At 62.0% G+C, this 23,810-nt stretch carries 22 protein-coding genes and 1 tRNA gene; 15 read left to right on the top strand and 8 right to left on the bottom strand.

Annotated elements, in window-relative coordinates; all coding sequences use genetic code 11:
• Positions 1–14 precede the first annotated feature (14 nt).
• Positions 15–1,349: a glycoside hydrolase family 183 protein gene (locus AC2ETI_RS13150; RefSeq protein ID WP_195791420.1), complete on the bottom strand. Its 1,335-nt coding sequence runs from the start codon at positions 1,347–1,349 to the stop codon at positions 15–17.
• A gap of 270 nt (positions 1,350–1,619) precedes the next feature.
• Between AC2ETI_RS13150 and gdhA the strand changes: the two genes are divergently transcribed.
• The 4 genes from gdhA to AC2ETI_RS13130 all read left to right on the top strand — a co-directional run bounded on the left by gdhA (position 1,620) and on the right by AC2ETI_RS13130 (position 5,631).
• Positions 1,620–2,963 (top strand): NADP-specific glutamate dehydrogenase, encoded by a 1,344-nt coding sequence (gene gdhA / locus AC2ETI_RS13145; protein WP_003945368.1) that lies wholly within the window; start codon positions 1,620–1,622, stop codon positions 2,961–2,963.
• 486 nt (positions 2,964–3,449) lie between these two features.
• Positions 3,450–4,709, top strand: coding sequence for a PucR family transcriptional regulator (locus AC2ETI_RS13140; RefSeq protein ID WP_046378785.1), 1,260 nt, complete (start codon positions 3,450–3,452; stop codon positions 4,707–4,709).
• A 363-nt stretch (positions 4,710–5,072) separates the two neighbouring features.
• A complete protein-coding gene (locus AC2ETI_RS13135) occupies positions 5,073–5,219 on the top strand; it encodes a hypothetical protein (protein WP_167333749.1) in 147 nt (48 codons plus the stop codon).
• Between the two features lie 244 nt (positions 5,220–5,463).
• Entirely contained in the window at positions 5,464–5,631 is a 168-nt protein-coding gene (locus AC2ETI_RS13130) for a hypothetical protein (RefSeq protein WP_003945367.1), read from the top strand.
• 175 nt (positions 5,632–5,806) lie between these two features.
• On the opposite strand, the gene AC2ETI_RS13125 is transcribed toward AC2ETI_RS13130, so the two are convergent.
• The 3 genes from AC2ETI_RS13125 to AC2ETI_RS13115 are packed head-to-tail and all read right to left on the bottom strand — an operon-like array spanning position 5,807 to position 8,407.
• On the bottom strand, positions 5,807–6,052 hold the full coding sequence (locus tag AC2ETI_RS13125; RefSeq protein WP_019749125.1) for a hypothetical protein: 246 nt from the start codon (positions 6,050–6,052) through the stop codon (positions 5,807–5,809).
• Positions 6,053–6,065: 13 nt separating this feature from the next.
• A complete protein-coding gene (locus AC2ETI_RS13120; protein WP_020908255.1) occupies positions 6,066–7,238 on the bottom strand; it encodes a fatty acid desaturase family protein in 1,173 nt (390 codons plus the stop codon).
• A gap of 35 nt (positions 7,239–7,273) precedes the next feature.
• Positions 7,274–8,407, bottom strand: a complete 1,134-nt coding sequence (locus tag AC2ETI_RS13115; protein ID WP_021344756.1) for a ferredoxin reductase — start codon at positions 8,405–8,407, stop codon at positions 7,274–7,276.
• Between the two features lie 168 nt (positions 8,408–8,575).
• Here AC2ETI_RS13115 and AC2ETI_RS13110 point away from each other — a divergent pair, with 168 nt between their 5' ends.
• The 3 genes from AC2ETI_RS13110 (at position 8,576) to AC2ETI_RS13100 (ending at position 11,043) form a co-directional block, all read left to right on the top strand.
• Entirely contained in the window at positions 8,576–9,271 is a 696-nt protein-coding gene (locus AC2ETI_RS13110; protein ID WP_003945327.1) for a TetR family transcriptional regulator, read from the top strand.
• A gap of 35 nt (positions 9,272–9,306) precedes the next feature.
• On the top strand, positions 9,307–10,146 hold the full coding sequence (locus AC2ETI_RS13105; protein WP_483634020.1) for an alpha/beta fold hydrolase: 840 nt from the start codon (positions 9,307–9,309) through the stop codon (positions 10,144–10,146).
• 75 nt (positions 10,147–10,221) lie between these two features.
• Complete coding sequence (locus AC2ETI_RS13100; protein ID WP_020908258.1) at positions 10,222–11,043, top strand: acyl-CoA thioesterase; 822 nt, start codon at positions 10,222–10,224, stop codon at positions 11,041–11,043.
• Here AC2ETI_RS13100 and AC2ETI_RS13095 read toward each other — a convergent pair.
• The gene (locus tag AC2ETI_RS13095; RefSeq protein WP_172932168.1) at positions 11,033–12,394 is read right to left on the bottom strand and encodes an MFS transporter; all 1,362 of its coding nucleotides are present in this window, start codon (positions 12,392–12,394) and stop codon (positions 11,033–11,035) included. The genes AC2ETI_RS13100 and AC2ETI_RS13095 overlap by 11 nt on opposite strands.
• A 128-nt stretch (positions 12,395–12,522) precedes the next feature.
• Here AC2ETI_RS13095 and AC2ETI_RS13090 point away from each other — a divergent pair, with 128 nt between their 5' ends.
• From AC2ETI_RS13090 to lysA, 5 genes are all read left to right on the top strand, one after another.
• Positions 12,523–13,113: a PadR family transcriptional regulator gene (locus tag AC2ETI_RS13090; RefSeq protein ID WP_020970016.1), complete on the top strand. Its 591-nt coding sequence runs from the start codon at positions 12,523–12,525 to the stop codon at positions 13,111–13,113.
• Positions 13,110–15,140, top strand: coding sequence for an FAD-dependent oxidoreductase (locus AC2ETI_RS13085; RefSeq protein ID WP_483634019.1), 2,031 nt, complete (start codon positions 13,110–13,112; stop codon positions 15,138–15,140). Before AC2ETI_RS13090 ends, AC2ETI_RS13085 begins: the two co-directional genes overlap by 4 nt.
• 19 nt (positions 15,141–15,159) lie before the next feature.
• Positions 15,160–15,963 (top strand): mycolate reductase, encoded by an 804-nt coding sequence (gene cmrA, locus AC2ETI_RS13080; RefSeq protein WP_097387209.1) that lies wholly within the window; start codon positions 15,160–15,162, stop codon positions 15,961–15,963.
• 172 nt (positions 15,964–16,135) lie between these two features.
• Complete coding sequence (locus AC2ETI_RS13075) at positions 16,136–16,573, top strand: hypothetical protein (RefSeq protein ID WP_070797084.1); 438 nt, start codon at positions 16,136–16,138, stop codon at positions 16,571–16,573.
• A gap of 153 nt (positions 16,574–16,726) precedes the next feature.
• Positions 16,727–18,070 (top strand): diaminopimelate decarboxylase, encoded by a 1,344-nt coding sequence (gene lysA / locus AC2ETI_RS13070; RefSeq protein WP_483634018.1) that lies wholly within the window; start codon positions 16,727–16,729, stop codon positions 18,068–18,070.
• A 19-nt stretch (positions 18,071–18,089) separates the two neighbouring features.
• Here lysA and AC2ETI_RS13065 read toward each other — a convergent pair whose 3' ends face one another.
• The gene (locus tag AC2ETI_RS13065) at positions 18,090–19,829 is read right to left on the bottom strand and encodes a helicase HerA-like domain-containing protein (protein WP_483634017.1); all 1,740 of its coding nucleotides are present in this window, start codon (positions 19,827–19,829) and stop codon (positions 18,090–18,092) included.
• A 120-nt stretch (positions 19,830–19,949) separates the two neighbouring features.
• Here AC2ETI_RS13065 and orn point away from each other — a divergent pair, with 120 nt between their 5' ends.
• Together orn and AC2ETI_RS13055 are read left to right on the top strand one after the other, a co-directional pair.
• On the top strand, positions 19,950–20,549 hold the full coding sequence (orn, locus tag AC2ETI_RS13060; protein ID WP_024487359.1) for an oligoribonuclease: 600 nt from the start codon (positions 19,950–19,952) through the stop codon (positions 20,547–20,549).
• A gap of 84 nt (positions 20,550–20,633) precedes the next feature.
• Positions 20,634–20,706: transfer RNA gene (locus tag AC2ETI_RS13055), tRNA-His, on the top strand.
• Positions 20,707–20,937: 231 nt separating this feature from the next.
• Here AC2ETI_RS13055 and AC2ETI_RS13050 read toward each other — a convergent pair.
• Positions 20,938–21,348, bottom strand: coding sequence for a MerR family transcriptional regulator (locus tag AC2ETI_RS13050; protein WP_019749137.1), 411 nt, complete (start codon positions 21,346–21,348; stop codon positions 20,938–20,940).
• Between the two features lie 55 nt (positions 21,349–21,403).
• On the opposite strand from AC2ETI_RS13050, the gene AC2ETI_RS13045 reads away from it, so the two are divergent.
• Positions 21,404–22,366 carry an oxidoreductase gene (locus AC2ETI_RS13045; RefSeq protein ID WP_483634016.1) on the top strand — a complete coding sequence of 321 codons (963 nt, stop codon included), beginning with the start codon at positions 21,404–21,406 and terminating at the stop codon, positions 22,364–22,366.
• A 134-nt stretch (positions 22,367–22,500) separates the two neighbouring features.
• Here AC2ETI_RS13045 and AC2ETI_RS13040 read toward each other — a convergent pair whose 3' ends face one another.
• Positions 22,501–23,709, bottom strand: coding sequence for a L,D-transpeptidase (locus AC2ETI_RS13040; RefSeq protein ID WP_019749139.1), 1,209 nt, complete (start codon positions 23,707–23,709; stop codon positions 22,501–22,503).
• Positions 23,710–23,810 lie beyond the last annotated feature (101 nt).

Below are 23,810 nucleotides of genomic sequence, written 5' to 3'. Positions count from 1 at the left end.
GAATCTTGCTCGGGCTAGCGGTCTTCCGGCATCGTGACTTCGAGGACGCGAGCCTCACCGGTGGTCGCGGGGTCAGGACGATCGCGCGAATCCGACGACGCCATCTTGAGTCCGTTCAAGTCGGTTCGCATGTAGATGACGTTGTAACGGTCCCACGTGGTCGCGACGAATTCGAGGAACTGTCCGCTCGCCCACGGGTGCATGAATCCGCCGTACAACGCGGGCAACGTGATTCCGCTCAACAGAGTTTGGGTGCCGCTCCACGGGCCTTGCGGTTGGTCGGCCTGACGGATCACGAGGTTGCCCTCGGCACTGGTGTACATCGCGACGTACTTGTTCAGGTAGTCGTTCCACTGCACGGCAAGTTCACTGACCGGCGCTTTGATGACCTGCACCGCATCGGTATCTCGCGGACTCCAACCGGAGCCGTCCCAGTATTCGTACGCGCCGAGGTTTCTGATGTCGGCTCCGGCAACTCGCGCCAGGATCGCCTTACCGAAACGGCCTGAGGGAGTTCCGTATTCGTACAGGTAACCATCGCGTCCGTCGAGGAAGGCGCTCTGCTGGAAGTTGGAATTGATCGGTGATACCGCCGGAATCCCCGGGATACCGAGTCCTTCCGTGTTCGCGCGAACCGTCGCCGGATCGAGCTCCCAGTTCTCACCGTTGTCCGTGGAGAAAGCCAGAGCCGAATAGTTGGTGGTCCAGGCTCCTGGTTCGTCCCACGACCGAACGGACATGAATCTGATGTACTGCACACCACCGTAAGAGATTCCAGCGGTCGGGATGGTGGTGAACTCGCCCGGAATGCCGAATCCCGGAATGATCTCCTTGGAATGATTGGGGCCATCCAAAGGAGAACTGTCGATCTTCATGCCGTCGGCGATGGCGGTGTCGTTGCTGCGGAACAACACGTTGCTGCGCCAGTCGTCACCCGGGGTGTCGCAGTCGCCAACCGTATCGCCGAATGCCATCAGAACGTCGTGATCCGGCCCCGAAAGACCGTTGTCCCACATGATTCCGAGGTCGGTTCCCGACACGTTGAACCGCTCGATCGTGTTGTTGGGACTGCCTGGGCCAGTGACCATTTCGATCGCTTTGGTGCGGCCGGTCAGCACCGGCAGAGCACCGTTGGGCGCGCCGGTGATCCACGGCAACGCGTTGGCGAGGGAGCCGGTACCGGCGGAACCACTGCCAAGTGATCCGGTCAGCGAACCGAGCGAACCCGTCATCGATCCGGCGGAACCACTTCCTCCCGACCCACACGGTCCACCGATCGCAGACGCAGACGGCGCTGCGGCAATCGTCGCGGCAATCGTGACGACGCCTATCGACAACATCGCCGACATGGAGTGTTTTTTACGCACGTGCAGCCCCTCTGATCAATTCGACTCCCGTTCGGACCACAGGCACAGTGATCCCCGACCGCAGAAGCAAACCATTTGGACTGTGTTAAGAGAGTGAAAGCTGAGCAAATTGTTATAAATCGCCCGTTCAACTGACACAAGTGACAGCTGTGTCCGATTTCACCTTCACAGGACAGTTGTCCGATACAGCAATAAAGGCGCCTAGTATGTAACGGAAATGTAAAAGAGTTCTCACAACGAGGTAGGTGAGCGGTGTCCGTACGTGACCGCGTAGCGCAGATTTACGATCAGGTTTTGGTTCGCAATGCAGGAGAGCCCGAGTTCCATCAGGCCGCCGCAGAGGTCTTCGAGTCTCTTCACGTAGTGCTCGAACGCCACCCCCGCTACGCCGACGCCGGACTCATCGAGCGGCTTTGCGAGCCGGAACGCCAGATCATCTTCCGCGTGCCGTGGACCGACGACCAGGGCAACGTTCACGTCAACCGTGGCTTCCGCGTGCAGTACAACAGTGCACTCGGCCCCTACAAGGGCGGCCTGCGCTTCCACCCCAGCGTCAACCTGGGCATCGTGAAGTTCCTCGGCTTCGAGCAGATCTTCAAGAACTCACTCACCGGCCTGCCCATCGGCGGCGGCAAGGGTGGCTCGGACTTCGATCCCAAGGGCCGCTCCGACGCAGAGGTCATGCGCTTCTGTCAGTCCTTCATGACCGAACTGCAGCGTCACATCGGTGAATACACCGACGTTCCGGCCGGCGACATCGGCGTCGGCGGTCGCGAGATCGGCTACCTGTTCGGTCAGTACAAGCGGCTGACCAACACGTACGAGTCGGGCGTCCTCACCGGCAAGGGCATCACCTGGGGCGGATCGCAGGTTCGCACCGAGGCCACCGGCTACGGCGTCGCGTACTTCGTCGCCGAAATGCTCAAGGCAAAGGGTGAAGGCCTCGAAGGCAAGAACGTCGTGATCTCCGGATCCGGCAATGTCGCCATCTACGCAATCCAGAAGATCCACCAGCTCGGCGGCGTCGCGATCGCCTGCTCGGATTCCTCGGGATACATCGTGGACAAGAAGGGCATCGATCTCGACCTCCTCAAGGAGATCAAGGAAGTTCGCCGCGGCCGCATCAGCGAGTACGCCGACGCAGTTCCGCATGCCGAGTTCATCGCCGATGGTTCCATCTGGGACGTGCCGTGCGACGTCGCACTCCCCTGCGCGACTCAGAACGAGCTCGACGAAGATGCCGCAAAGACCTTGATCGCCAACGGCGTTCAGGCCGTTGCCGAAGGCGCGAACATGCCCACCACCCCCGGCGGCATCCAGCTCTTCCGTGACGCGAACGTAGCCTTCGCGCCCGGCAAGGCGGCCAACGCCGGTGGCGTCGCAACCTCCGCCCTCGAAATGCAGCAGAATGCTTCGCGTGATTCCTGGAGCTTCGAGTACACCGACGAGCGTCTCGCCGGAATCATGCGCGGCATTCACAAGCGCACCATCAACACCGCTGCCGAGTACGGAAAGCCGGGCGACTACGTGCACGGCGCGAACATTGCCGGCTTCGTGAAGGTGGCCGACGCCATGATTTCGCTGGGCGTCATCTAGAGATTTCCGCAATACAGACAGCAGTACAAAAAGGGGTGATCTCACCCTGAACCGGTTCCCGTACATCGGACCGGTCGAATCAATACCTAGGCCTCGAGGGCCCTGGGTCCTCGAGGACCCAGGGCCCTCGAGCTTGATCTGAGCAAATCGCCCGCGACGAGCACCGTCGGCGCCGGCAATGATCCCAGACGGAACTCGTGGTGTCCTCCGAATCCGTTTTCCGCTCTGACGTCGAAAAACACCGTAAGTGGACGATTGTTTAGGTCCGCAGCGCGTGGGGCATATGGACTTATCTTCACATTTGTCCATTTCACAGTTGGACGATCGTTCATGTGGTAGAAATCACAACGCCTGGCGCAATTCGATCCGCAAATTTCAGCGGCGAGTATGCCCCCGAACAAGGCCTCAGCGTGTACCCCGCTTCGTAACGCGCCGAGCCTCCGGGTGCCTGTGCCAGGCGACGCACCTGTCTAGAGGAGGCCACCCATGTCCCCAGCGCTGCTGAACAACCCGGGACCGCTCATGTTGGGAGGCAAGCCCGCCTCCACAGCGGTCTACGACGTCATCCCACTGGCAAGCGATCTCGTAGATCACCTGTCCCGTGCCAACCCGACGTTGACTTCCCTCCAAACGGAGGCAGTTCGTCGGGAACTGATTGCGGTGATCGTGCAGGGGCTCCAAGTGGGGATCCAGTTGCTGGATCACCGCAAACTTCCCACCGACCAAGAGTTGGACGGCATTCACACGATGACCGTCCAACAAGCATTGAAAGGCGTGCCACTCAGCGCGATCCTCAACTTGACCAACGAGGGCATCAGCACTTTTCGCACCCTCATCCTCAGCCGGGCCGACGCCGAGGACTCCGCCAATCTCGGGGATCTCAACGAGTTCTTGTTCGCACTCGCGCAGCGGCTTCACTCGTTCATCTCGATCAGCTATCTCTCGGCTCTCCCAGCTGGCTCCCAACTCGGGGAATACTCCGCCGGCGCTCTCGTGAAAGCCATGCTGGACGGCGACGATCCCACCCAGCTTGCGTTGCAGATGGGCGTTGAACTCGCACCCCGCTATCTCGTCCTGCGGCTCCTGGTGAACCTGCCGCCCATCCGCCCGGGAGCACGCAACGGCAACCACCAGCGCATACAGGCCTACCGTGACCTCTCCGTCGCTCAATCGAAAATCGCGGCCCACTTCGGGTCGGCGCTGCTCGAAGCTCCTGCACCGCAACGTGGTCTGGTCCTGATCGAGGGCACACCCGACTGGGGAACAGTGTGCGAGGTCATCCAACGTGCACGCGCAACGGTCGGGGTGGAGATCACAGCAATCGCCGAGAACGCCGCGGTACGAGATATCGCCGCCGCCCAAGCAACCACTCACGAATTGGCGCAACTCGTGCGGCGCCTGAGACTGCCGGCGCGGTCGTACCGAATGGAAGACCTCGCGCTCGAGTATCAACTCACTCGGGGTGGCGCAGGCCGCGACAGCTTGATCAATCTTCTAAGGCCACTCGACGGCAATCCGGAACTGCTGCAGACATTGTCCATACACCTCGCCAACGGCCAGCATCGTCAGCGCACCGCGTCGGCGCTCGGCCTGCACACCAACACCGTCGACAATCGAATCAAGCGCATCGCAACCCTGACCGGATTGGATCCGGCCCTGCCCTCTGAACTGCTCAAACTGCGCGCTGCCATGATCTCTCTGACTTTCGCAAGCACTGATGTGGACAATCGTCCAGCGAAAATGTGAACACTCACATCCTCGCTATTAGCTGTCCACGTGTGGCGCCTGGACCCCACTTTTCCGTTCCGACCCGGGCTATAAAAGTGTGGTGCGAATCACCGCGCAAACCAGTAACAATTAAGGGGAAACACATGATCAACGGCCAGGATAACGCTCTCCTCGGTGCCTTCTTCGACACCATCCTGCAGCTCTTCAACGCGGGCAGCACCGGCACGGGCTCGACGGATGGCGGCGGCGTCTCCTAGGACGAATCTCGGGCCCTGTGCGAGAGAATCTCTCGCGCAGGGCCCGCTCCAAGCCGCCTGACACTGTGATGGCGGTGACCACGGTGACCACCACGTCGCCACCGCTGAAACCAGGAGCAAGCACATGATCGCCGCACCAACCACAGGCGCTTTGGCCGTCGTCATGAACACCGTCCTACAGATGTTCAACGCCGGCAGCAGTTTCCTCTACACCAACAACTCTCCGATTGGCGGCGGCGGCGGCGAAACTCCCACGACGCCTGCTCCCTGATCGACTTACCCGCTCGCATCACAAAGTCGCGGCACAGACAGGAACCACTGTGATAAACCAGCACACCCTGGGCAGCCTGGTCATCGACTTCGGCTCACTCTCCCGAGCACTCGGCTTCGGCAACGGCTCTATCGTGTCGCTCGGCAGCACCGGAAGTGGCTGAAACAGCCCGCCTGACCACGTCGACGATCCCGTCGCCGCTCACCTTGCTCACCACATCTCGAAACAGAAAGCAGGTCCCCCTGTGCCTACAATTCCGCTCACCGGCGACCCCATCGTCATCAACATCATCGTCCAGCTACTGAGCGCGGGTAGCAGCAATGCGCTCGCATTGGGCGGGGTCGGTAGCAGCGGTCTCGGCAGCACCGGGCTCGGCAGCTTCGACTCGGCGAGCCTCGGAAGCGCTGCTTAGGACCTCACTTGTGATCGGTGTTCGATCCGCGTCTTCGGCCGCCGAAACAGTCCACGAAACCCACGTTGCCCTCCGTCATCTGTGACGGAGGGCAACGTGGTCGTTCAGGCGAAACGGCTCGCGGTTGTGCGATCCGGCCGTCGGCCTTACTGTCTCGGCGATCGAAGAGTTGGAATCAACGCCAATCTTCCGGTGGATCGGTCTCGTCGTGCTCGATGGTCACGGACTCCGAACGATCGTCAGCCGCAGCCTTTTTCGCTGCTTCACGCATCTCGATTCCGTCGGACACCCAGTCACCGATCTCGCGCGTCACGTCTCGAACAGCCCCGGCGATGATCATCGCGATGGAGCCCACGTGGTTGGCTGCACTTTCGGTCAGTTCCTGGACCGTGTCCTTGCGGCGTTCGAATTTCCCGACCATCAGTGTGTGCCTCTCAGGCTGCAGTTCGCTGGCGCTCGACGATAACACCGGGAGGGGTCTTCGACTTGACCAAACCGGGCGGAAGAGCGAGCTTGAAGATCTTGCCCCATACCGAACCGATCTGCTTGAAGAACCCACCGGTGTTGTACGGCAAACCGTACTTCCCACACAATTCTTTCACCTGGGGAGCGAGTTCCGGATAACGATGCGCAGGCAGGTCCGGGAACAGGTGGTGCTCGATCTGGTGCGAGAGGTTGCCGGACATGATGTGGAAGAGCGGGCTTCCCTCGATGTTGGCGCTGCCGAGCATCTGACGCACGTACCACTGACCACGAGTCTCGTCGGCCGTCTCGTCCTCGGTGAAGCTCTGTACGCCGGTGGGGAAATGGCCACAGAAGATGATCGAGTACGTCCACACGTTTCGGACCAGGTTGGCGGTGACGTTCCCCGCGAGAGTGGTCACGAACAGCGGCCCCGTCAGAACCGGGAAGATGACGTAGTCCTTGAGGACCTGCTTGCCCGCCTTGTTCCACCAGCCCTTCAGAAGCGGCTTGACGTCGTGCCACTTGCGTTTGCCCTGGATGACGTTCTCGATCTCGAGATCGTGCATCATCACACCCCACTCGAAGAGCATCATCAAGGCAAAGGCCCAGACCGGATTACCGAGGTAATAGGGGTTCCACTTCTGCGCGTCGTCGATACGCAGGATGCCGTATCCGATGTCACGGTCTTTGCCGAGAATATTGGTGTACGTGTGATGCATGTAGTTGTGCGAGTGTCGCCACTGGTCGGCCGGGCACACCGTATCCCATTCGAAGACTTCGGAATTGAGCCCGGGTTCCCGCATCCAGTCATATTGACCGTGCATGACGTTGTGGCCGATCTCCATGTTGTCGAGAATCTTCGACACACTCAGCGCACCGACTGCCGCGAGCCACACCGGCGGTAGGAATCCGAGGTACATCAAGCCGCGACCTGCGACCTCGAACCCGCGCTGAGCCTTGATGATCTTGTAGATGTACTCCCGGTCTTCGGCCCCAAGCGAAGCGACGGTGCGATCACGCAATGCGTCCAACTCGCGGCCGATCTCCTCGACCTGCTCGTACGTCAGGACGACGGGAGCGTCGTCCTTCGCATCGGAACCGTTGCCGAGGAACGGGAGGGTGGGAAGTGAAAGTCCAAACATGTCGGTCTCCAGACAGTCGTGTGGAAAATGGGACTTCAGATGTCGACGGTGACGTCGCCGACGGGAGCGCTGACGCACAGCTGGATCTTCTTGTCCGGCTCGTCGTCTGTCTCACCGGTGCGCACGTTTCGGGTACGACCCGCCTTCTTGACGGAGGTGCAGGAGAAGCAGATTCCCATCCGGCATCCGTATTCGGGATTGAGGCCCGCAGCTTCTGCTTGTTCGAGAAGTGTTTCGCCGGAGTTCTCGGCCGCCACCCCACTTTTGGTGAATGACACCTCGCCGCCGGCCTCACCCGGCTCGGCAACCGCCGGCGCGAACTCCTCGGTATTGAGCAAGTGCTCGACGTCGACCTCACGGAACACCTCACGCACTCCCCGCATCAGACCGGGAGGCCCGCAGAGATAAGCCTGGGCGTCGATCGTGTCCGGATCGGCGATCCACGGAGCCACGGCGTCGAGGTGCCCGCGATCGAAGAAACCTTCGAGGTCACCTCCACCGCTTTCGGTGTACACGAGTACCAGTTTCACGTTCGGGTTCTGCTCGGCGATGGTCTTCAGCGCGCGCGTGTATGCCACGTCGGCATCGGTGTTCGCGTAGTGCACGAACACGATCTCGCCCGAGTGCTCCTCCTCCACCAGCGTCCGAAGCATCGACATGACCGGGGTGATTCCACTGCCGCCACTGATCAACAACACCCGACGCGGGCGGTCGACGGGAAGGGAGAACACACCGTCTGCCTGCGAGAGGCTGACAACGAGTCCGGGCGCCGCGTTGGCGTACAGATACTGCGACACCAGGCCACCGGGATGCGCTTTCACGGTGAGCTCGATCAGCCCGTTGCGCGTAGACGCGCCGCCGGCCGGCGAGTAGCAGCGAGTGTGACGAACACCGTCGATCACCACGCCCAACTGCACGAACTGGCCCGCCTGAAAACCGCGCCACTGGCGAGTCGGGCGCAGCGTCAGAGTGACGGAGTCAGCGGTCGGATGGTCGACGGCGACAACCTGCGCGCGGATGTCACGAACGGTCGCCATCGGGTTGACCAACTCGAGGTACCGATCGATCTGATGTGGAGCAGCCATGGCTTCGATCAGTCCCACCAAGGACAGTCCGCGCCGAGGTGTGGACTTCGGTGTCGTGTTCTCAGGAGCAGATGCGATTGTCATGACCCTCCTCGTACTTCGATTGCCGGGTGTACCGATTGCTGGGCTAGCTTCCCCCGACTGCGTGAATTCAGTGTACAAATGTTCACCGAAGATAGTGTGACAGGTGCACACAAGTACATGTCAACAAGAATGTGATCCGAGTTACACGAGTTGCCGAAAGGAGCCGGAATGCCTGTACCTACACTCGACGTCGTGACGAAGGCCGGACCGGTGAACCCAGAGCGCAGGGAACCCGACAACAGGGAACCGGAAAGTCGTGCCGCAAAGAAGGAACGCACACGCCAAGCGCTCCTGGACACTGCCATGGACCTCTCGGCCGATCGCGGCTTCGCCGGAATCAGCTTGCGAGAGGTAGCCAGGGAAGCCGGGATCGTTCCGACGGCGTTCTACCGCCACTTCGCTTCACTGGAGGACGTCGGTGTCGTCCTCGTCGAAGAGAGCATGCGCATGTTGCGCCAGATGCTGCGCGACGCAAGGCGTAATCCCAGCACCAAGGACGCCGCTACGTCACTGGGCATCCTTGTGCGACAAGTGCATACACACGAGCGACAGTTTCGGTTCCTCTGCCGCGAACGCTACAGCGGCGTCAGTGAGGTACGACGTGCGATAGCCACTGAAATGCGGTTGTTCGTCAGCGAACTGACCATCGACCTCTCCAGAATTGCCGGACTGGAAAGCTGGTCGTCGGACGATCTGGAAATGGCTGCCGACCTGATCGTCTCGACGATGTTCAGCGCTGTCGTCGAACTGCTGGACGCCGGGACGGCCGGGTATCGCGACGAAGCCGCCGTCATCACACGAGCCGAGAAGCAACTGCGAGTCATCATGCTCGGAATGGCCACCTGGAATCCACCTCGAAACTGACCTCGGGTTCACCTTTTCGACGTACGGTGAGAGTCATGTCTTCCACGAGTACATACGAAATCCCCGTTGGCGACCTCACCTTCGATGTACTGATCTCGGGCCCGGACGACGGCATTCCGCTGGTAGCGCTGCACGGCTTCCCGGAGAGCGCCGCATCCTGGGGCAAGGTCACACCACTGCTCACCGCGGCGGGATACCGCGTGATCGCACCGAATCAGCGCGGATACTCCGCCGGCGCGCGCCCCGAAGGGGTGGATGCCTACAAGATCGAGCATCTGGTAGCCGACGTCGTCGGATTGCTCGACGCGCTCAGCCTGTCCGACGCGCATCTGGTCGGCCACGACTGGGGTTCGGCGGTCGCCTGGCAGGTCGCCGGTCGCCATCCGAACCGGATCCGCAGCCTGACAGCCATCTCGGTCCCCCACCCCACCGCCTTCGGTTGGGCACTCCGCGAGGACGAGGACCAGAAGCAACGCTCGTCGTACATCGGACTTCTCCGACAGGAGGGCAAAGCCGAGGAAGTGTTGTCGGAGGACAACTTCCGCCGGCTGCGCGCCATGTTCGACGGCCAGATCGATCCTGAATTCGCCGACGAGCACATTCGTGTCCTGAGCGGGGAGGGCGCGCTCACCGGCGCCTTGAACTGGTACCGCGCGATGACTCGCGACTTCGGCGACATCGATCGCACCACCGTGCCGACCACGTATGTCTGGAGCACCGGCGACACAGCACTCGGCCGCGCAGGCGCAGAACGCTGTGGTGAATTCGTGGACGCTCCCTACGAGTTCGTCGTGCTCGACGGCGGAAGTCACTGGATTCCGGAAGAGCGAGCCGAAGAGTTGGCCGAGGCAATCCTCGCACGTGCAGGATCCTGATCGTCGCGACGAATTCGGCTCTATGTATGTTGTCATACATAGAGCCGAATTGATTCCACCACCAGGAGTTCTGCGATGACCGAGACCGTTGCACCACCCCATCCGTTCGACACCGCTGTCGGATTGACGCCACTCACGGCCGGCTTGTCGACCGGCGAAACCAATCCGGCGTACAACAACATGGTCGGGCCGTTCGGCGGCGTCACCGCTGCCACATTGCTCGAATCTGTACTGAAGCACCCCGAACGCCTCGGCGATCCGCTGTCGTTGACCGTCAACTTTGCCGGTCCGATCACCGAGGGCGCCTTCGAGATCTCCGCCCGGCCGGTGCGTACCAACCGCTCGACGCAGCACTGGTCCATCGAACTGTCTCAGGACGGAACCGTCGCCACTACCGCGACGGCAGTGTTCGGTACCAGGCGTGAAACCTGGTCGTCTACCGAGATCACGATGCCGGAAGTTCCGTCGGCCGAAAACGTTGCGCTGCTGCCGTTCCCCGAGTTCATCGCCTGGGCACAGAACTACGAGATGCGCTTTGTCGAAGGTGCGATCCCCGATCTGGAGTCGGGCGAGCACCCCGACTCGACCACGACGCTCTGGGTGCGAGATCAGCCGGCACGCGCTCTCGACTTCACGTCGCTGACCGCACTGTGTGATGTCTTCTTCCCACGAGTCTTCTTGCGCCGAGGCAAGATGGCTCCGGCCGGAACGGTCTCGATGACCATCTACTTCCACGCCGACGCTCAGACGCTGACCGCACAGGCAGACAATTCCGTGCTGGGAACGGCGCGGACCCAACGGTTCGGAAACGGATACTTCGATCAGTCGGCCGAAATTTGGGGCAGTGACGGCGCATTGCTCGCTACGACACACCAGTTGGTCTACTTCAAGGATTGACGGGGATCGCACTGTCCCCTTCCGGCGCCTTCACCATCGACAATGCGGCAAGGCCGACGCCGAGAACCACCAGCAGTCCGATGATGCCGGCACGGTCTGCACCGAAGAGCCAAGCGAACAGGCCGAACAGTGTCGGCGCCAAGAACGACACTGCTCGGCCTGTGGTCGCATACAGGCCGAACATCTGACCTTCACGCCCAGGCGGGGTGATGCGTGCCAAGAAGGTTCGTGCCGAAGACTGAGCGGGCCCGACGAACAGGCAGAGCGCGAGACCGAAGATCCAGAACATCACCGGCCCGGACACCGCGATCAATATCGCGCCGACCACGATCATCGACGCCAGCGAGACGGTGATGACCTGTTTGGGTCCGATCCGATCGTCGAAGCGTCCGGCCACCAATGCACCGATTGCGGAAATCACGTTGGCGGCAACACCGAACAGCAGGACGTCGGCCGCACTGATTCCGTAGACGTTGACAGCCAACACGGCTCCGAAGGTGAACACACCCGCCAGACCGTCACGAAAGAGTGCGCTCGCGATCAGGTACCAGATCGTGCGCCTGTCGACGTTCCAGAGTTCGCGCAGATCGCGCCACAACACCCGATAGGAGTCGAGGAACCCGGCCTTGGACGCTCCCGAATCGACCGCGGGGCTGGGCAACTCGGGAACCTTGAAGAACACCGGAATCGCGAAGACCGCGAACCACACTGCAGCCAGCAGTGCCACCATCCGGATGTTCATGCCGCCGTCGGTGGTCAATCCCAGGAATCCCCGAGTGTCGCCGTCGCCGACGATGAACCCGAAGTAACACAGCAACAGCAGCACGATTCCGCCGAAATATCCCATGGCCCAGCCGAAGCCGGAGACTCGTCCCAGATTCTCCGGTGTCGACACCTGCCGCATCATGGCGTTGTACGGCACGCCGGCCAGTTCGAAAATCACCGAACCGATTGCGAGCAGAACCAATCCGAGCCACAGGTAGCGGTAGTTGTCCTCGACGAAATAGAGACCCGCCATCGAGAGCACGGTGATGCCGGTGAGTATCGCGAGTGAGAGTTTGCGTTTACCCGACGCATCGAAACGCTGTCCGGTGATCGGGGCGAGTATCGCGATGAAGAAGCCGGCGATTCCGAGAGCCCAACTGAGCCACGTAGTTGCCGAAATCGTGCCGGGCAGGTCGTCGCCGACCGCGTCGGTGAGATAGACCGAGAAGACGAACGTGAGGATCACGGCGTTGAATGCTGCCGATCCCCAATCCCACAGCCCCCACGCGAACACTTGACTCTTCGTGGCCGCACCACCGATGCCTGCGGGTGGCTCGGCCTGCATGCTCGTGGACTCGGCGCTCATACGGCGAAGCCTAACTGCGCGCGGGCGACTCGGCGCCTCTCTCCGAAGTCGACATACAAGACGTTCTATGCAACCAAGTTAGTACGCACTTAGTTGCATACGCACCTGAGTGCATAGATACTTTTTCCATGGCACTCGAACATGCGTTGCTCGTCTCCCTGTCCGAACAGGATGCGTCGGGATACGACCTCACACGCCGGTTCGACAAGTCGATCGGCTTCTTCCACAGCGCGACGCACCAGCAGATCTACCGAGTCCTCAAGCGAATGGACGAGGCAGGCTGGGTGGAGGTGGAGGCCATCGCGCAGGACGGCCGACCGGACAAGAAGATGTACCGCGTCAGCGATGCCGGCCGCGCCGAACTGACCCGATGGATCGCCGAGCCGTCCGAACCGAACCACCTGCGCAACGAGTTGGCCATCAAGATCAGGGCCGCAGCGCACGCCGATCTCCCCGCTCTACGACGCGAAGTCGCTCGCCACCGCGACGGCCACGCCGCCCGCCTCGACGTCTACCGACTCATCGAAAAGCGCGACTTCCCCAATCCAGCAGCACTTTCCGGCTCTTCACTGCACCAGTACCTGGTACTTCGCGGCGGTATCCGCGTCGAAGAAGGATTCACCGACTGGTGCCAGGAAGTTCTGGACGCATTGCCCACTGGCGAGTACGCCATCGAAGACACTGGCGAGTACGCCACGGAAGGACATCTTCAGTCATGACGGATACACAGTTCCCCCGCCTGCTCGAACCGCTCGACCTCGGATTCACGACGCTGAAGAACCGCGTCGTCATGGGATCGATCCACACCGGCCTCGAAGATCGCGCGAAGGACACCGACCGCTTGGCCGAGTACTTCGCCGAACGTGCCCGTGGCGGAGTCGGCTTGATCATCACCGGCGGCTACGCGCCCAACCGCACCGGTTGGCTCTTGCCCTTCGGTGCCAAGCTGACCAACCGCATCGAAGCGCGCCGTCACCGCCGGATCACCAAGGCGGTTCACGACGCGGGCGGAAAGATCGCCATGCAGATCCTGCACGCCGGCCGCTACAGCTACCAGCCTTTCAGTGTCTCCGCGTCGTCGATCAAGGCGCCCATCAACCCGTTCCGTCCGCGCAAGCTGACCGGCCGTGGGGTGCGTTGGCAGATCCGCAACTACGTTCGCTGCGCGCGCCTGGCCAAGTCCGCGGGTTACGACGGCGTCGAAATCATGGGCGGTGAGGGCTACTTCATCAACCAGTTCCTCTGCGAGCGCACGAACAAGCGCACCGACCAGTGGGGCGGCAGTTCCGAGAACCGTCGACGCATGGCAGTCGAAATCGTGCGACGCACACGCAAGGCTGTCGGCCCGAACTTCATCATCGTGTTCCGGCTGTCGATGGCAGACCTGGTCGAGGGCGGTCAGACCTGGGATGAAATCGTCTCACTGGCAAAGGAAGTCGAAGCCGCCGGCGCCACGATCATCAACACCGACATCGGGTGGCACGAGTCACGGGTGCCTACCATCGTCACCTCGGTTCCCCGAGCAGCCTTCGTCGACATCACCGGCAAACTCGAGAAGCACGTCGACATTCCGGTAGCCGCCTCGAATCGGATCAACATGCCCGAGACTGCCGAAGAGATCCTCAACCGCGGTGACGCACAATTGATTTCGATGGCCAGGCCGATGCTCGCCGATCCCGACTGGGTGAACAAAGCAGAACGTGGAGCGTCCGACGAGATCAACACGTGCATTGCCTGCAACCAGGCCTGCCTCGACCACGCCTTCGTTCACAAGCAGGTCTCCTGCCTGCTCAACCCGCGCGCGGGCCGTGAGACCACGCTGATCCTCTCCCCCACTCGGCGGACCAAGAACCTCGCCGTTGTCGGTGCCGGTCCTGCCGGACTTTCCGCAGCACTCAATCTTGCTCAGCGTGGTCATTCGGTCACGTTGTTCGAGGCTTCGGACAAGATCGGCGGACAGTTCGGGATCGCACAGCTCATTCCGGGTAAGGAAGAGTTCGCCGAAACCATTCGCTACTACACCCGCATGCTGGACGTGGCCGGAGTGACGGTCAAGCTCGAAACCCGCGTCGCACCGACAGATCTCATCGGCTCCTTCGACGAAGTGGTCGTTGCCACCGGCGTGACGCCGCGGGTTCCCAAGATCCCCGGCATCGAGAACTCGAAGGTGCTGACCTACGCCGAGGTCGTCCGAGAGGGCAAGCCCGTCGGCAAGTCCGTCGCCGTCATCGGTGCCGGCGGCATCGGCGTCGACGTGAGCGAATTCCTCACGCACCCCACTTCCCCCACTCTTCATCTCAAGGAGTGGAAGCAGGAATGGGGCGTCACCGAACCCGAAATGGCCCCGGGCGCTCTCACCACTCCGGTACCGGAGCTCTCCGAGCGGGAGGTCTACCTCCTCCAACGCAAGCCAGGACGCATCGGCGCCGGCCTCGCGAAGACCACCGGCTGGGTCCATCGGGCGGCCCTCAAGAACAAGGGCGTCCACGAGCTCTCGGGCGTCAACTACGAGCGCATCGACGACGCCGGCCTGCACATCACCTTCGGTGAGAAGCACGAGAAGCCCCGACTCCTCGAGGTCGACACCATCGTCATCTGCGCCGGGCAGGAGTCGGTTCGCGATCTCGTGGACGAACTGACCGTCGCGGGCGTGGTGACCCACATCATCGGCGGCGCCGACGTGGCAGGAGAACTCGACGCCAAGCGTGCCATCGAACAGGGCACACGACTGGCCGCGAAGATCTGACCGGCTACGCTGACTGATCGTGAGCCTGCCGACACCCACAACCACAGCCCGCGCCGTAGTGACCGGCGCCTCCTCCGGCATCGGAGAGGCACTGGCCGCTGATCTGGCATCACGCGGACATTCCCTGATCCTCGTTGCCCGTCGTGGCGAGGTCATGGAGGTCCTCGCCGAGAAGCTTCGCGCCGCGCACGGCGTCGAGGTGGAGGTCCGTGCATCGGACCTCTCCGACAGCGCGGCGCGTGCCGTTCTGGTCGAGGAACTCGGTGGCCGCGACATCAGCATCCTGTGCAACAACGCCGGTATCGCCACCTTCGGGCCGATCGCCGAGCTGGACCCGGCATACGAGCGCGACCAGGTCGAACTCAACGCCGTTGCAGTGCACGATCTCACGCTGGCCGTGCTGCCCGGCATGCTCGCACGCAAGTCCGGAGCCATCCTGATGGTCGGGTCCGCGGCCGGAAACATGCCGATCCCCAACAACGCGACGTACGCCGCCACGAAGGCGTTCGTGAACACCTTCGCGGAATCGTTGCGAGGTGAACTCAAGGGCACCGGAGTGAACGTCACCCTGCTCGCCCCAGGCCCAGTACGCACCGAAACCCCGGACCCGGCCGAAGCGTCGATCGTCGACAAGCTCGTCCCGGACTTCTTCTGGATCTCGAGCGAGTACACCGCCAAGGTCTCGCTCGACGGCCTGGCCGAGAACAAGATGCGCGTCGTACCGGGCATCTTGAGCAAGGCGATGTCCGTCGCGGGCGGTTACAGCCCGCGTGCCGTCGTTGCGCCCATCGTGGGCACGTTCTACAAGAGGCTCGGCGGCTGATTCACGCAAACTTCTCAGAGCAGGCCGTAACAGACCATATAGTCGGTTAATGGCGATGCGAAGAACACTGGCAGTCGGGGCAATCCTTCTTTTGACCGGAGGGTTGCCCTTACTGCTGCCCACGGCAGCGAATGCATGTTCGTGCGCATCATCGGCTACCCCGGAAGAAGCCGTGAGCGTCTCCAGCACCGTTTTCCTCGGGACTCCGACGGAGAAAACTTCGGACGGGTTCGAGGACACCTACCTGTTCGACGTCAGCCGGGTCTACAAAGGCGATCTGGCATCGGTGACGTCGGTGGGGACACTCGCGAACGGGAACGGTTGTGGCACAAGCTATGTGCTCGGCACCGAGCAGCTGATGTTCGTTTCTGCGCCGTACGACGTCGACGCCGAGCACGAGGGGCACAGCTGCGGGCCGGCTACCGAAACCGGGTTCGACATCCAAGCGGCGGTCGAGTCCGTGTACGGCGCCGGTTACGCCCCGAGCCCCGGCGGAACTCCGTCCGTTGGTGTGTCCGCCGACAGATCGGCGGTCATCGGCGGAGGCGCCGCGGTGGCATTGCTCGCGGTGCTCGGTTGGTTCGGATGGAAGCGCCGGCGAGCACAGTGATTCGACAGGCACAGTGATTCGAGCCCCGTCAGGGCCGCGTCAACCTCGTTCGGCGGCGCGTCAAGTAAGCGTCAAGAACCGCCCCACCGGTGATCTTCGGGAGTAGATCTGAAGGTAGCCCGCAACACGGCGGGTCACCTTCAGGAGATCGACGTGACGCTACTCGAAATCTTCCCCTCCCTACGCGGCGCAATGACACCGCGTATGGATCCTGCGTTGTGGCCCATCAGTACTCGCCACGACCACAGCGGGCGTGTCTGTATCGGCGACGTCTCCCTCGAAGAGATCGCGGACCAGTACGGCACACCGACGTACGTCGTCGACGAGGCGGACGTGCGGCACCGCTGCCGCACGTATCGAGAGATCTTCCCCGACTCGGAGATCGTGTACGCCGGCAAGGCACTGATGATTCGAGCGATGGCTACCTGGGTCTCCGACGAGGGACTCGGGGTGGATGTCTGTTCCGCCGGTGAACTCGCCGTCGCGCTCGCCGCGGGCGTGGACCCCCACCGAATCATCCTGCACGGCAATGCCAAATCGGTTTCCGAACTGAGGGCGGCGGTCAACGCGGGTGTGGGCCGGATCGTCCTCGACTCCCCCAGCGAAGCGGTACGGCTCGCGTCGGTGTGTACCCACCGACAGAAGGTGTTGATCAGAGTCACACCCGGCATCGACATACACGGACACAAGGCAGTGTCCACAGGCATCTTGGACCAAAAGTTCGGCCTACCAGCGTTTTCCGAAGAACTGGAACGTACGGTATCCGTCGTCGCCAACGCGGCGCACCTGCAACTCATCGGCCTGCATTGCCATCTCGGCTCCCAGATCACCGATCCCGAACTCTTCCGCCCCGCGATCGAGACGATGATCGCACAGATGGACGACATACGACGCGCGCATCGAATCATCCTCACCGAACTCGATCTCGGCGGTGGCCATGGGATCGCATACATGCCGGGAGACGCCCAACTGGATCTGACCCGCCTCGCTCACGTCATCGACGAAACTCTCGACGACGCGTGCACCCGAAACCGCTTCCCTCGCCCCGAAATCGTGCTCGAGCCTGGCCGAGCGATCGCCGCGCGCGCCGGAGTCACGCTATATCGCGTACAGAACATCAAGTCGATCAGCGGCGGTCGAACCTTCGTTTCCGTCGACGGTGGGATGAGCGACAACCCTCGGGTGTCGTTGTACGACAGCCACTACGACGTCGAATTGGTGAACCGGCATTCGAGCGCACCGCTCCAGGAAGTCACCGTCGCCGGGCGGCACTGCGAATCGGGCGACGAAATCGCCGTCGGAGCAAGGCTTCCCGCCGACCTACATGAAGGTGACCTGTTGGCAGTGCCGTGTACGGGCGCATACCACCACAGCATGGCCTCCACCTACAACAGCGTCGGCCGGCCGCCGGTCGTCGCTGTGCTGGGCGGGATTGCACGGCCGTTGATCAGGCGTGAATCGATCAACGACCTATTGGCCCGCGAGGTCGGCATCTGACCTCGCGGGCGCCTAAGCCTCAGCGCTTGCGACGGCTACCGGTACCGAAGATGTTTCGCGAAATCTCCCGCCCTGCAGCCGAAGCCGCAGAACGCAGGAAGCTCTTCACGGCCGAGTTACCCAAGATCTGCTCGGCGATGTTGGGGCCCTCAGGTTCGGCCGGCGGCGGTGGCGGCAGATCGGGCAGCGACGGAAGATCCACGGACTGATCCGCCGTCGGAGCACCGGCCACCTTCGCCGTCAACTTTTCGTACGCCGACTCGCGGTCGATGGTCTGGCCGTACTTCTGATTCAGCGGACTCGACGACGCGGCCGCCTTGATCGCGTCGTTGCCGATGGTGTCCATCAGCGACCTCGGAGGACGAATCTTGGTCCAGGCCACCGGCGTCGGCGCACCCTTTTCCGAGAGCACGGTCACGATGGCTTCACCGATGCCGAGTGAAGTCAGTGCCTTTTCCAGGTCGTAGTGCTCGGTCTTCGGGTAGGTACGAACGGTCTTGTTGAGCGCCTTCTGATCGTCGGGCGTGAATGCGCGTAGGGCGTGCTGGACGCGCGCGCCCAACTGCGACAGCACCGAATTGGGAATGTCGGTCGGAAGTTGCGTGCAGAAGAACACGCCGACGCCCTTGGAGCGAATCAGCTTGACCGTCTGTTCGACCTGCTGCAGGAAAGCCTTCGACGCGTCCGCGAACAGAAGGTGCGCCTCGTCGAAGATGAACACCAGCTTCGGCTTGTCAAGATCTCCCTCTTCGGGCAGCGTCTGGAACAGGTCCGCGAGCACCCACATCAGGAAGGTGGAGAACATTGCCGGACGCGCGGCCTGGGCACCGAGTTCGAACAGCGTGATCACACCGGCACCGCCGACGACACGCAGCAGGTCCTCGGTTTCGAGTTCCGGTTCGCCGAAGAAGGTGTCACCGCCGTCGGCTTCGAGGTTGACCAACGCGCGCAGAATCACTCCCGCCGTCGCGGAGGAAACTCCGCCGATACCCTTCAGATCCGCTTTGCCCTCAGCGCTAGTCAGGTGGGCGATGACCGAACGCAGATCCTTGAGGTCCAGCAGGGCCAGGCCCTGAGCGTCGGCCCAGTGGAAGATCAGTCCGAGAGTCGATTCCTGGGTCTCGTTGAGGCCCAACACTTTGCTGAGCAGGATCGGCCCGAAACTGGTGATGGTCGCGCGCACCGGGATACCGATTCCGTCAGTACCCAACGACAAGAACTCGACTGGCATCCCAGCGGGAGTCCACGAATCGTCGCCCGTCTCGACGGCGCGAGCCTTCATCTTCTCGCTCGGATCCCCCGCCTTCGACAGACCCGAGAGATCGCCCTTGACGTCGGCCATCACTACCGGCACACCCGCGGCGGACAGCTGCTCGGCGATGCCCTGCAACGTCTTGGTCTTGCCGGTACCCGTCGCACCGGCAATCAGACCGTGACGGTTGATCGTCGCCAACGGAATCCGCACCCGCGCGGTGGGATCTGCCACTCCGTCGATCACCACCGAGCCGAGCTCGAGTGCCCGCCCCTCGGATGAATAGCCCGCCGCGATTTCAGCTGCAGCACCCGACGGCGCCTGAGCAGCGGGGGTGGCTCCGGCCGATGCTTCGGCTTCAGCGGCAGCCGCTTCCTTCTCGGCTTCCTCAGCTGCCGCAGCGGCTTCAGCTGCAATCCGAGCGGCTTCGGCAGCGGCAGCCTTGGCAGCTTTCGCCTTCTCCGCCGGCGTCAGCGGCGCGGCTCCGTCCTTCGGATCCACGGTCATCGAAAAGCCCTCCTCGTTGCAATGCGGCGAAGTTCTTGTCATCACCCGAACGCCGTCTTACACACGTCGAGTTTCCACCGCAGACCTTATCCCGCGCCCGCGCGCACTACTGTGTTCCTGGTGCAGGACAAATTGGTATGGATCGATTGTGAAATGACCGGGCTGCGACTCGAGTCGGACAAACTCATCGAGATTGCGGCTCTGGTGACCGACAGCGACTTGAACATCTTGGGCGAAGGTGTGGACATCGTCATCCACGCCGACGACGACGCATTGGCTGCAATGCCCGACGTCGTGAAGAAGATGCATGCGAAGTCGGGACTGACCGAAGAGGTTCGTAAGTCGACGGTCACCCTCGCCGAGGCGGAGAAAGAGGTGCTCGCGTACATCCGCAAGCACGTTCCCGTCGCCGGTACGGCTCCCCTGGCAGGTAATTCCATCGCCACCGACCGCGGATTCATCTCGCGTGACATGACGGCGCTGGACACATACCTGCACTACCGGATGATCGATGTCAGCTCCATCAAGGAACTCTCCCGCCGCTGGTACCCGCGAATCTACTTCGGCCAGCCCGAAAAAGGTCTCGCCCACCGGGCACTCGCCGACATCAAGGAATCCATCCGCGAACTCAAGTACTACCGCGGCACTGCATTCGTCGCGGCACCCGGACCGTCGAGCGCGGAGATCGCAGCCGTCGTAGAGGGCTTGGGTCCCGCCTGACCTGCCGATTGGCTTCCTGACCGACTTTCGCGCTAGTATCTCTTTCGTCAAAGCAGCCGGGTCAAACCGGTGGCCGAGGCAATGGTGGGCGTAGTTCAGTTGGTAGAGCACCAGGTTGTGATCCTGGCTGTCGCGGGTTCGAGTCCCGTCGCTCACCCAAGCGGAACCCCCGAAGATGTCGAAAGACATTTTCGGGGGTTCTTTTGGTTTGTGCGCCGGCCCCAATCCCCCCTTCCACCGCCGGGTGGCGACCGCGACAAATCGCCCGCTCCCGAGCAACCCGTGCCTGGGCCGAGCGAACGTACCTCTCGTCGCCTCAGATAGACCGAAAGCCACTTTCGCTCTCATTGGGGTAGCTGGAAATCGCCGCAAATGGCCCAGCCGTCGATCACTCGGGCGACGGTTGCGGCTCCCAGACACCTGCGACGGTCCCCTCGCGAACGTGTCGCTCGTATGCCGAAACCTTGTCGTGGATGACGGTCAGGTTGTCCTGCAGCGCAGAGATCCTGGATCGAATCAACACCTCATGCTTTTGTAGAAGTGAAAGCCGTTCCTTCTCGTTTCCCGGCCCTGACCTGACGAGTGCGGCGAATTCGCGGATCGTTGCGATCGGCATACCCGAGTCTCGGAATCGATTGCACAGCTTCAACCAAGCGACATCGTTTTCGGCGTAGACCCGACGCCCACCTGCCGAGCGCGCAACCTCGTGAACGAGCAATTCCTCACGTTCGAAGTATCGAAGGGAATCGATGCTGATTCCGGTCTCGACAGCTACGTCACCGATTGATAGTTCACGCATTGCCCGTCTACCTTTCCTTGACCTGGAGTGCACTCCAGATTTTACGGTCGCGGCCATGAATTCCATTCAGCGCAAAATCAACACCGGATTCTCCCGAATCTCCACTGCCGACGACGTACTTGCCGGACAAGATTTAACCGGCACAACTGCTTTGGTCACTGGCGGGTACTCCGGACTCGGATACGAGATTTCGCGGTCACTTTCTTCGGTCGGCGCGCGAGTTGTAGTTCTTGCCCGCCGACCAGAACAGGCACGGAGCGAGGTGGCCGACCTTCCGGGTATCGAAGTGCGAGCGTGCGACCTGTCGGACCCGAGCAGTGTCAGATCGTGTGCGCGAGAAATTCTCGAATCCCGGATCACTCCGGACATCATCATCTGCAATGCGGGGGTCATGGCCTGCCCGGAACTCCGTGTCGGCTCCGGCTGGGAATCACAATTCGCGATCAATCACCTCGGGCACTTTGTACTGGTGAACCTGCTTGTGCCAGCCATGCCCGCAAACGGTTCTCGCGTAGTCGCTGTCTCGTCGGCGGGACATTTTCTGTCGGGAGTGCGTTGGGATGACATACATTTCCGCAACGGTTACGACCGCTGGCTTGCGTACGGTCAAGCCAAGACTGCAAATGCTCTATTCGCTGTACAGCTGGCGAGCTCCGGTGCTTCACGCGGCATCACTGCGTTCTCCGTCCATCCCGGGAGCATCCTCACTCCCCTTCAACGTCACTTCTCTGCATCGGAGAAACACGATCTCGGATGGACGACGTCGAATGGCGACGCCGTGCCGGGATTCAAGACTCCCTCCCAGGGCGCCGCTACAACGGTGTTGGCAGCGACGGCACCGATACTCGCCGATCACGCCGGCGCGTACCTCCAGGACTGCAACATCGCGGACGTCGCGCAGACGGATGACATGAGCGTCGGCGGCGTGAAGCCTTGGGCTACCGATCGCGACGACGCACGCAGATTGTGGGCACTGTCCGCTGAAATGACCGGAGTGGACGCCTTCGGTCGACGCTGACGCCGAGCGAACGTACCTCCCGTCGCCTCAGATAGACCGAGAGGCACTTTCGCTCAGAAAAGGAATACAGATGCAGAAATGCCCCCAACCGGACGGTCGGGGGCATTCTGACGTTCAGTGCTTCAGGGACGCACTCAGACGTCCGCGTTGCCGGTCTTCCAGACGCTCCAGGGAATGTTCCAGTCACCGAGGCCGTCGGTGCCGGAGAGCGTTCCGCCGACGGTGTTCTTGACGACGACGATGTCCCCACGCTTGGTGTTGTCGTAGACCCACTTGGCGTTGGACGGGCTCAGGTTGAGGCAGCCGTGACTGGTGTTGGAGTAGCCCTGCTGCCCGACCGACCACGGCGCCGAGTGGAAGAAGATACCGCTGTAGGACATTCGGGTCGCCCAGTCGACGGGGGTCTTGTAACCCTGCGCCGAGGTGACCGGGACGCCGTACGTGGACGAGTCCATGATCATGTTCGCGAAGCGGTCACCGATGATGTAGACCCCGTTGTCGGTGGGAGTGCTGTCCTTGCCCATGGAGGTGGGCATGGTCATGACGGTCTCACCGTTGACCTGGAAAGTGACCTGCTTGGTGTTGTCGTCCGCCGTGGCGATGACGGCATCACCGATGGTGAAGGAACTCTTCGCGTCTTCCTGCCCGAAGACTCCCTTGCCGAGATTGCGCCCGTACACGTTGACGCTCACGTCGACCTTGGTGCCGGGTGCCCAGTAGTTCTCCGGACGCCAACGGACCTCACGATTGTTGACCCAGTAGAACGCACCTTCGACGGTCGGAGTCGTGGTGACGGTGATCGCAGCTTCGGCAGCCTTGCGATCGGGGATGTTCTCGTCGAACTGCACCGCGATGGGCTGACCGATGCCGACAACATCGCCCTCGTTCGGCAAGACATACGGCTTCGTGACGTTGCCGGGTGCGCTGGTGGTGAAGGACGTGACCGTCGTACTGGCGCCGCCCAATCCGAATGCGCGGGCTTCGATTTTGTACTTGCGGTTGTAGCCGAGCGGTTCGGTGGTCGTCCACGACGCACCGTCGGCAGCAATCGCGCCGGCAACTGCCTTGCCGTCCTGATTGACCATCGTCACGTCGGACAGGGCGCCGTCAGCGACGTTGATCTTGACCGGGTCGCCCGGCGAGAAGCCGACAGCGCCATCGGCGGCGGTCGAGGTGAGCTTCGGCTTGATGAGTTCGGTGAGCGGATTGGAATCGATCGGCGCCGATCCCTCGGTGCTGACGTCCTTGCCACCCGACGTGCACGCGGTGACCAGAACGAGCGCACCGAGAGACACCGCGATCATCGCCGCACTCTTCGACACTCGACCGTTCCCCCCGCGCACGGACAGACCCCACCTTTGACGACTCATCGTTCGACTCCGCTTCACAATTTCTCCGACTAACTTCCGCATCACATGCGAATCCCACTTACCGGAAGGCAAGT

This window comes from Rhodococcus sp. MurmanLake-1 (genome assembly GCF_056945715.1).
This window is presented reverse-complemented; position numbering and strand designations above follow the sequence as displayed.

Excerpts from the sequence above, each read along its gene's own strand:
- AC2ETI_RS13150 (WP_195791420.1), bottom strand. The coding sequence starts at position 1,349 with ATGTCGGCGATGTTGTCGATAGGCGTCGTCACGATTGCCGCGACGATT.
- AC2ETI_RS13140 (WP_046378785.1), top strand. The coding sequence starts at position 3,450 with ATGTCCCCAGCGCTGCTGAACAACCCGGGACCGCTCATGTTGGGAGGC.
- AC2ETI_RS13135 (WP_167333749.1), top strand. The coding sequence starts at position 5,073 with ATGATCGCCGCACCAACCACAGGCGCTTTGGCCGTCGTCATGAACACC.
- AC2ETI_RS13125 (WP_019749125.1), bottom strand. The coding sequence starts at position 6,052 with ATGGTCGGGAAATTCGAACGCCGCAAGGACACGGTCCAGGAACTGACC.
- AC2ETI_RS13120 (WP_020908255.1), bottom strand. The coding sequence starts at position 7,238 with ATGTTTGGACTTTCACTTCCCACCCTCCCGTTCCTCGGCAACGGTTCC.
- AC2ETI_RS13115 (WP_021344756.1), bottom strand. The coding sequence starts at position 8,407 with ATGACAATCGCATCTGCTCCTGAGAACACGACACCGAAGTCCACACCT.
- AC2ETI_RS13110 (WP_003945327.1), top strand. The coding sequence starts at position 8,576 with ATGCCTGTACCTACACTCGACGTCGTGACGAAGGCCGGACCGGTGAAC.
- AC2ETI_RS13105 (WP_483634020.1), top strand. The coding sequence starts at position 9,307 with ATGTCTTCCACGAGTACATACGAAATCCCCGTTGGCGACCTCACCTTC.
- AC2ETI_RS13100 (WP_020908258.1), top strand. The coding sequence starts at position 10,222 with ATGACCGAGACCGTTGCACCACCCCATCCGTTCGACACCGCTGTCGGA.
- AC2ETI_RS13095 (WP_172932168.1), bottom strand. The coding sequence starts at position 12,394 with ATGAGCGCCGAGTCCACGAGCATGCAGGCCGAGCCACCCGCAGGCATC.
- AC2ETI_RS13090 (WP_020970016.1), top strand. The coding sequence starts at position 12,523 with ATGGCACTCGAACATGCGTTGCTCGTCTCCCTGTCCGAACAGGATGCG.
- AC2ETI_RS13085 (WP_483634019.1), top strand. The coding sequence starts at position 13,110 with ATGACGGATACACAGTTCCCCCGCCTGCTCGAACCGCTCGACCTCGGA.
- AC2ETI_RS13065 (WP_483634017.1), bottom strand. The coding sequence starts at position 19,829 with ATGACCGTGGATCCGAAGGACGGAGCCGCGCCGCTGACGCCGGCGGAG.
- AC2ETI_RS13050 (WP_019749137.1), bottom strand. The coding sequence starts at position 21,348 with ATGCGTGAACTATCAATCGGTGACGTAGCTGTCGAGACCGGAATCAGC.
- AC2ETI_RS13045 (WP_483634016.1), top strand. The coding sequence starts at position 21,404 with ATGAATTCCATTCAGCGCAAAATCAACACCGGATTCTCCCGAATCTCC.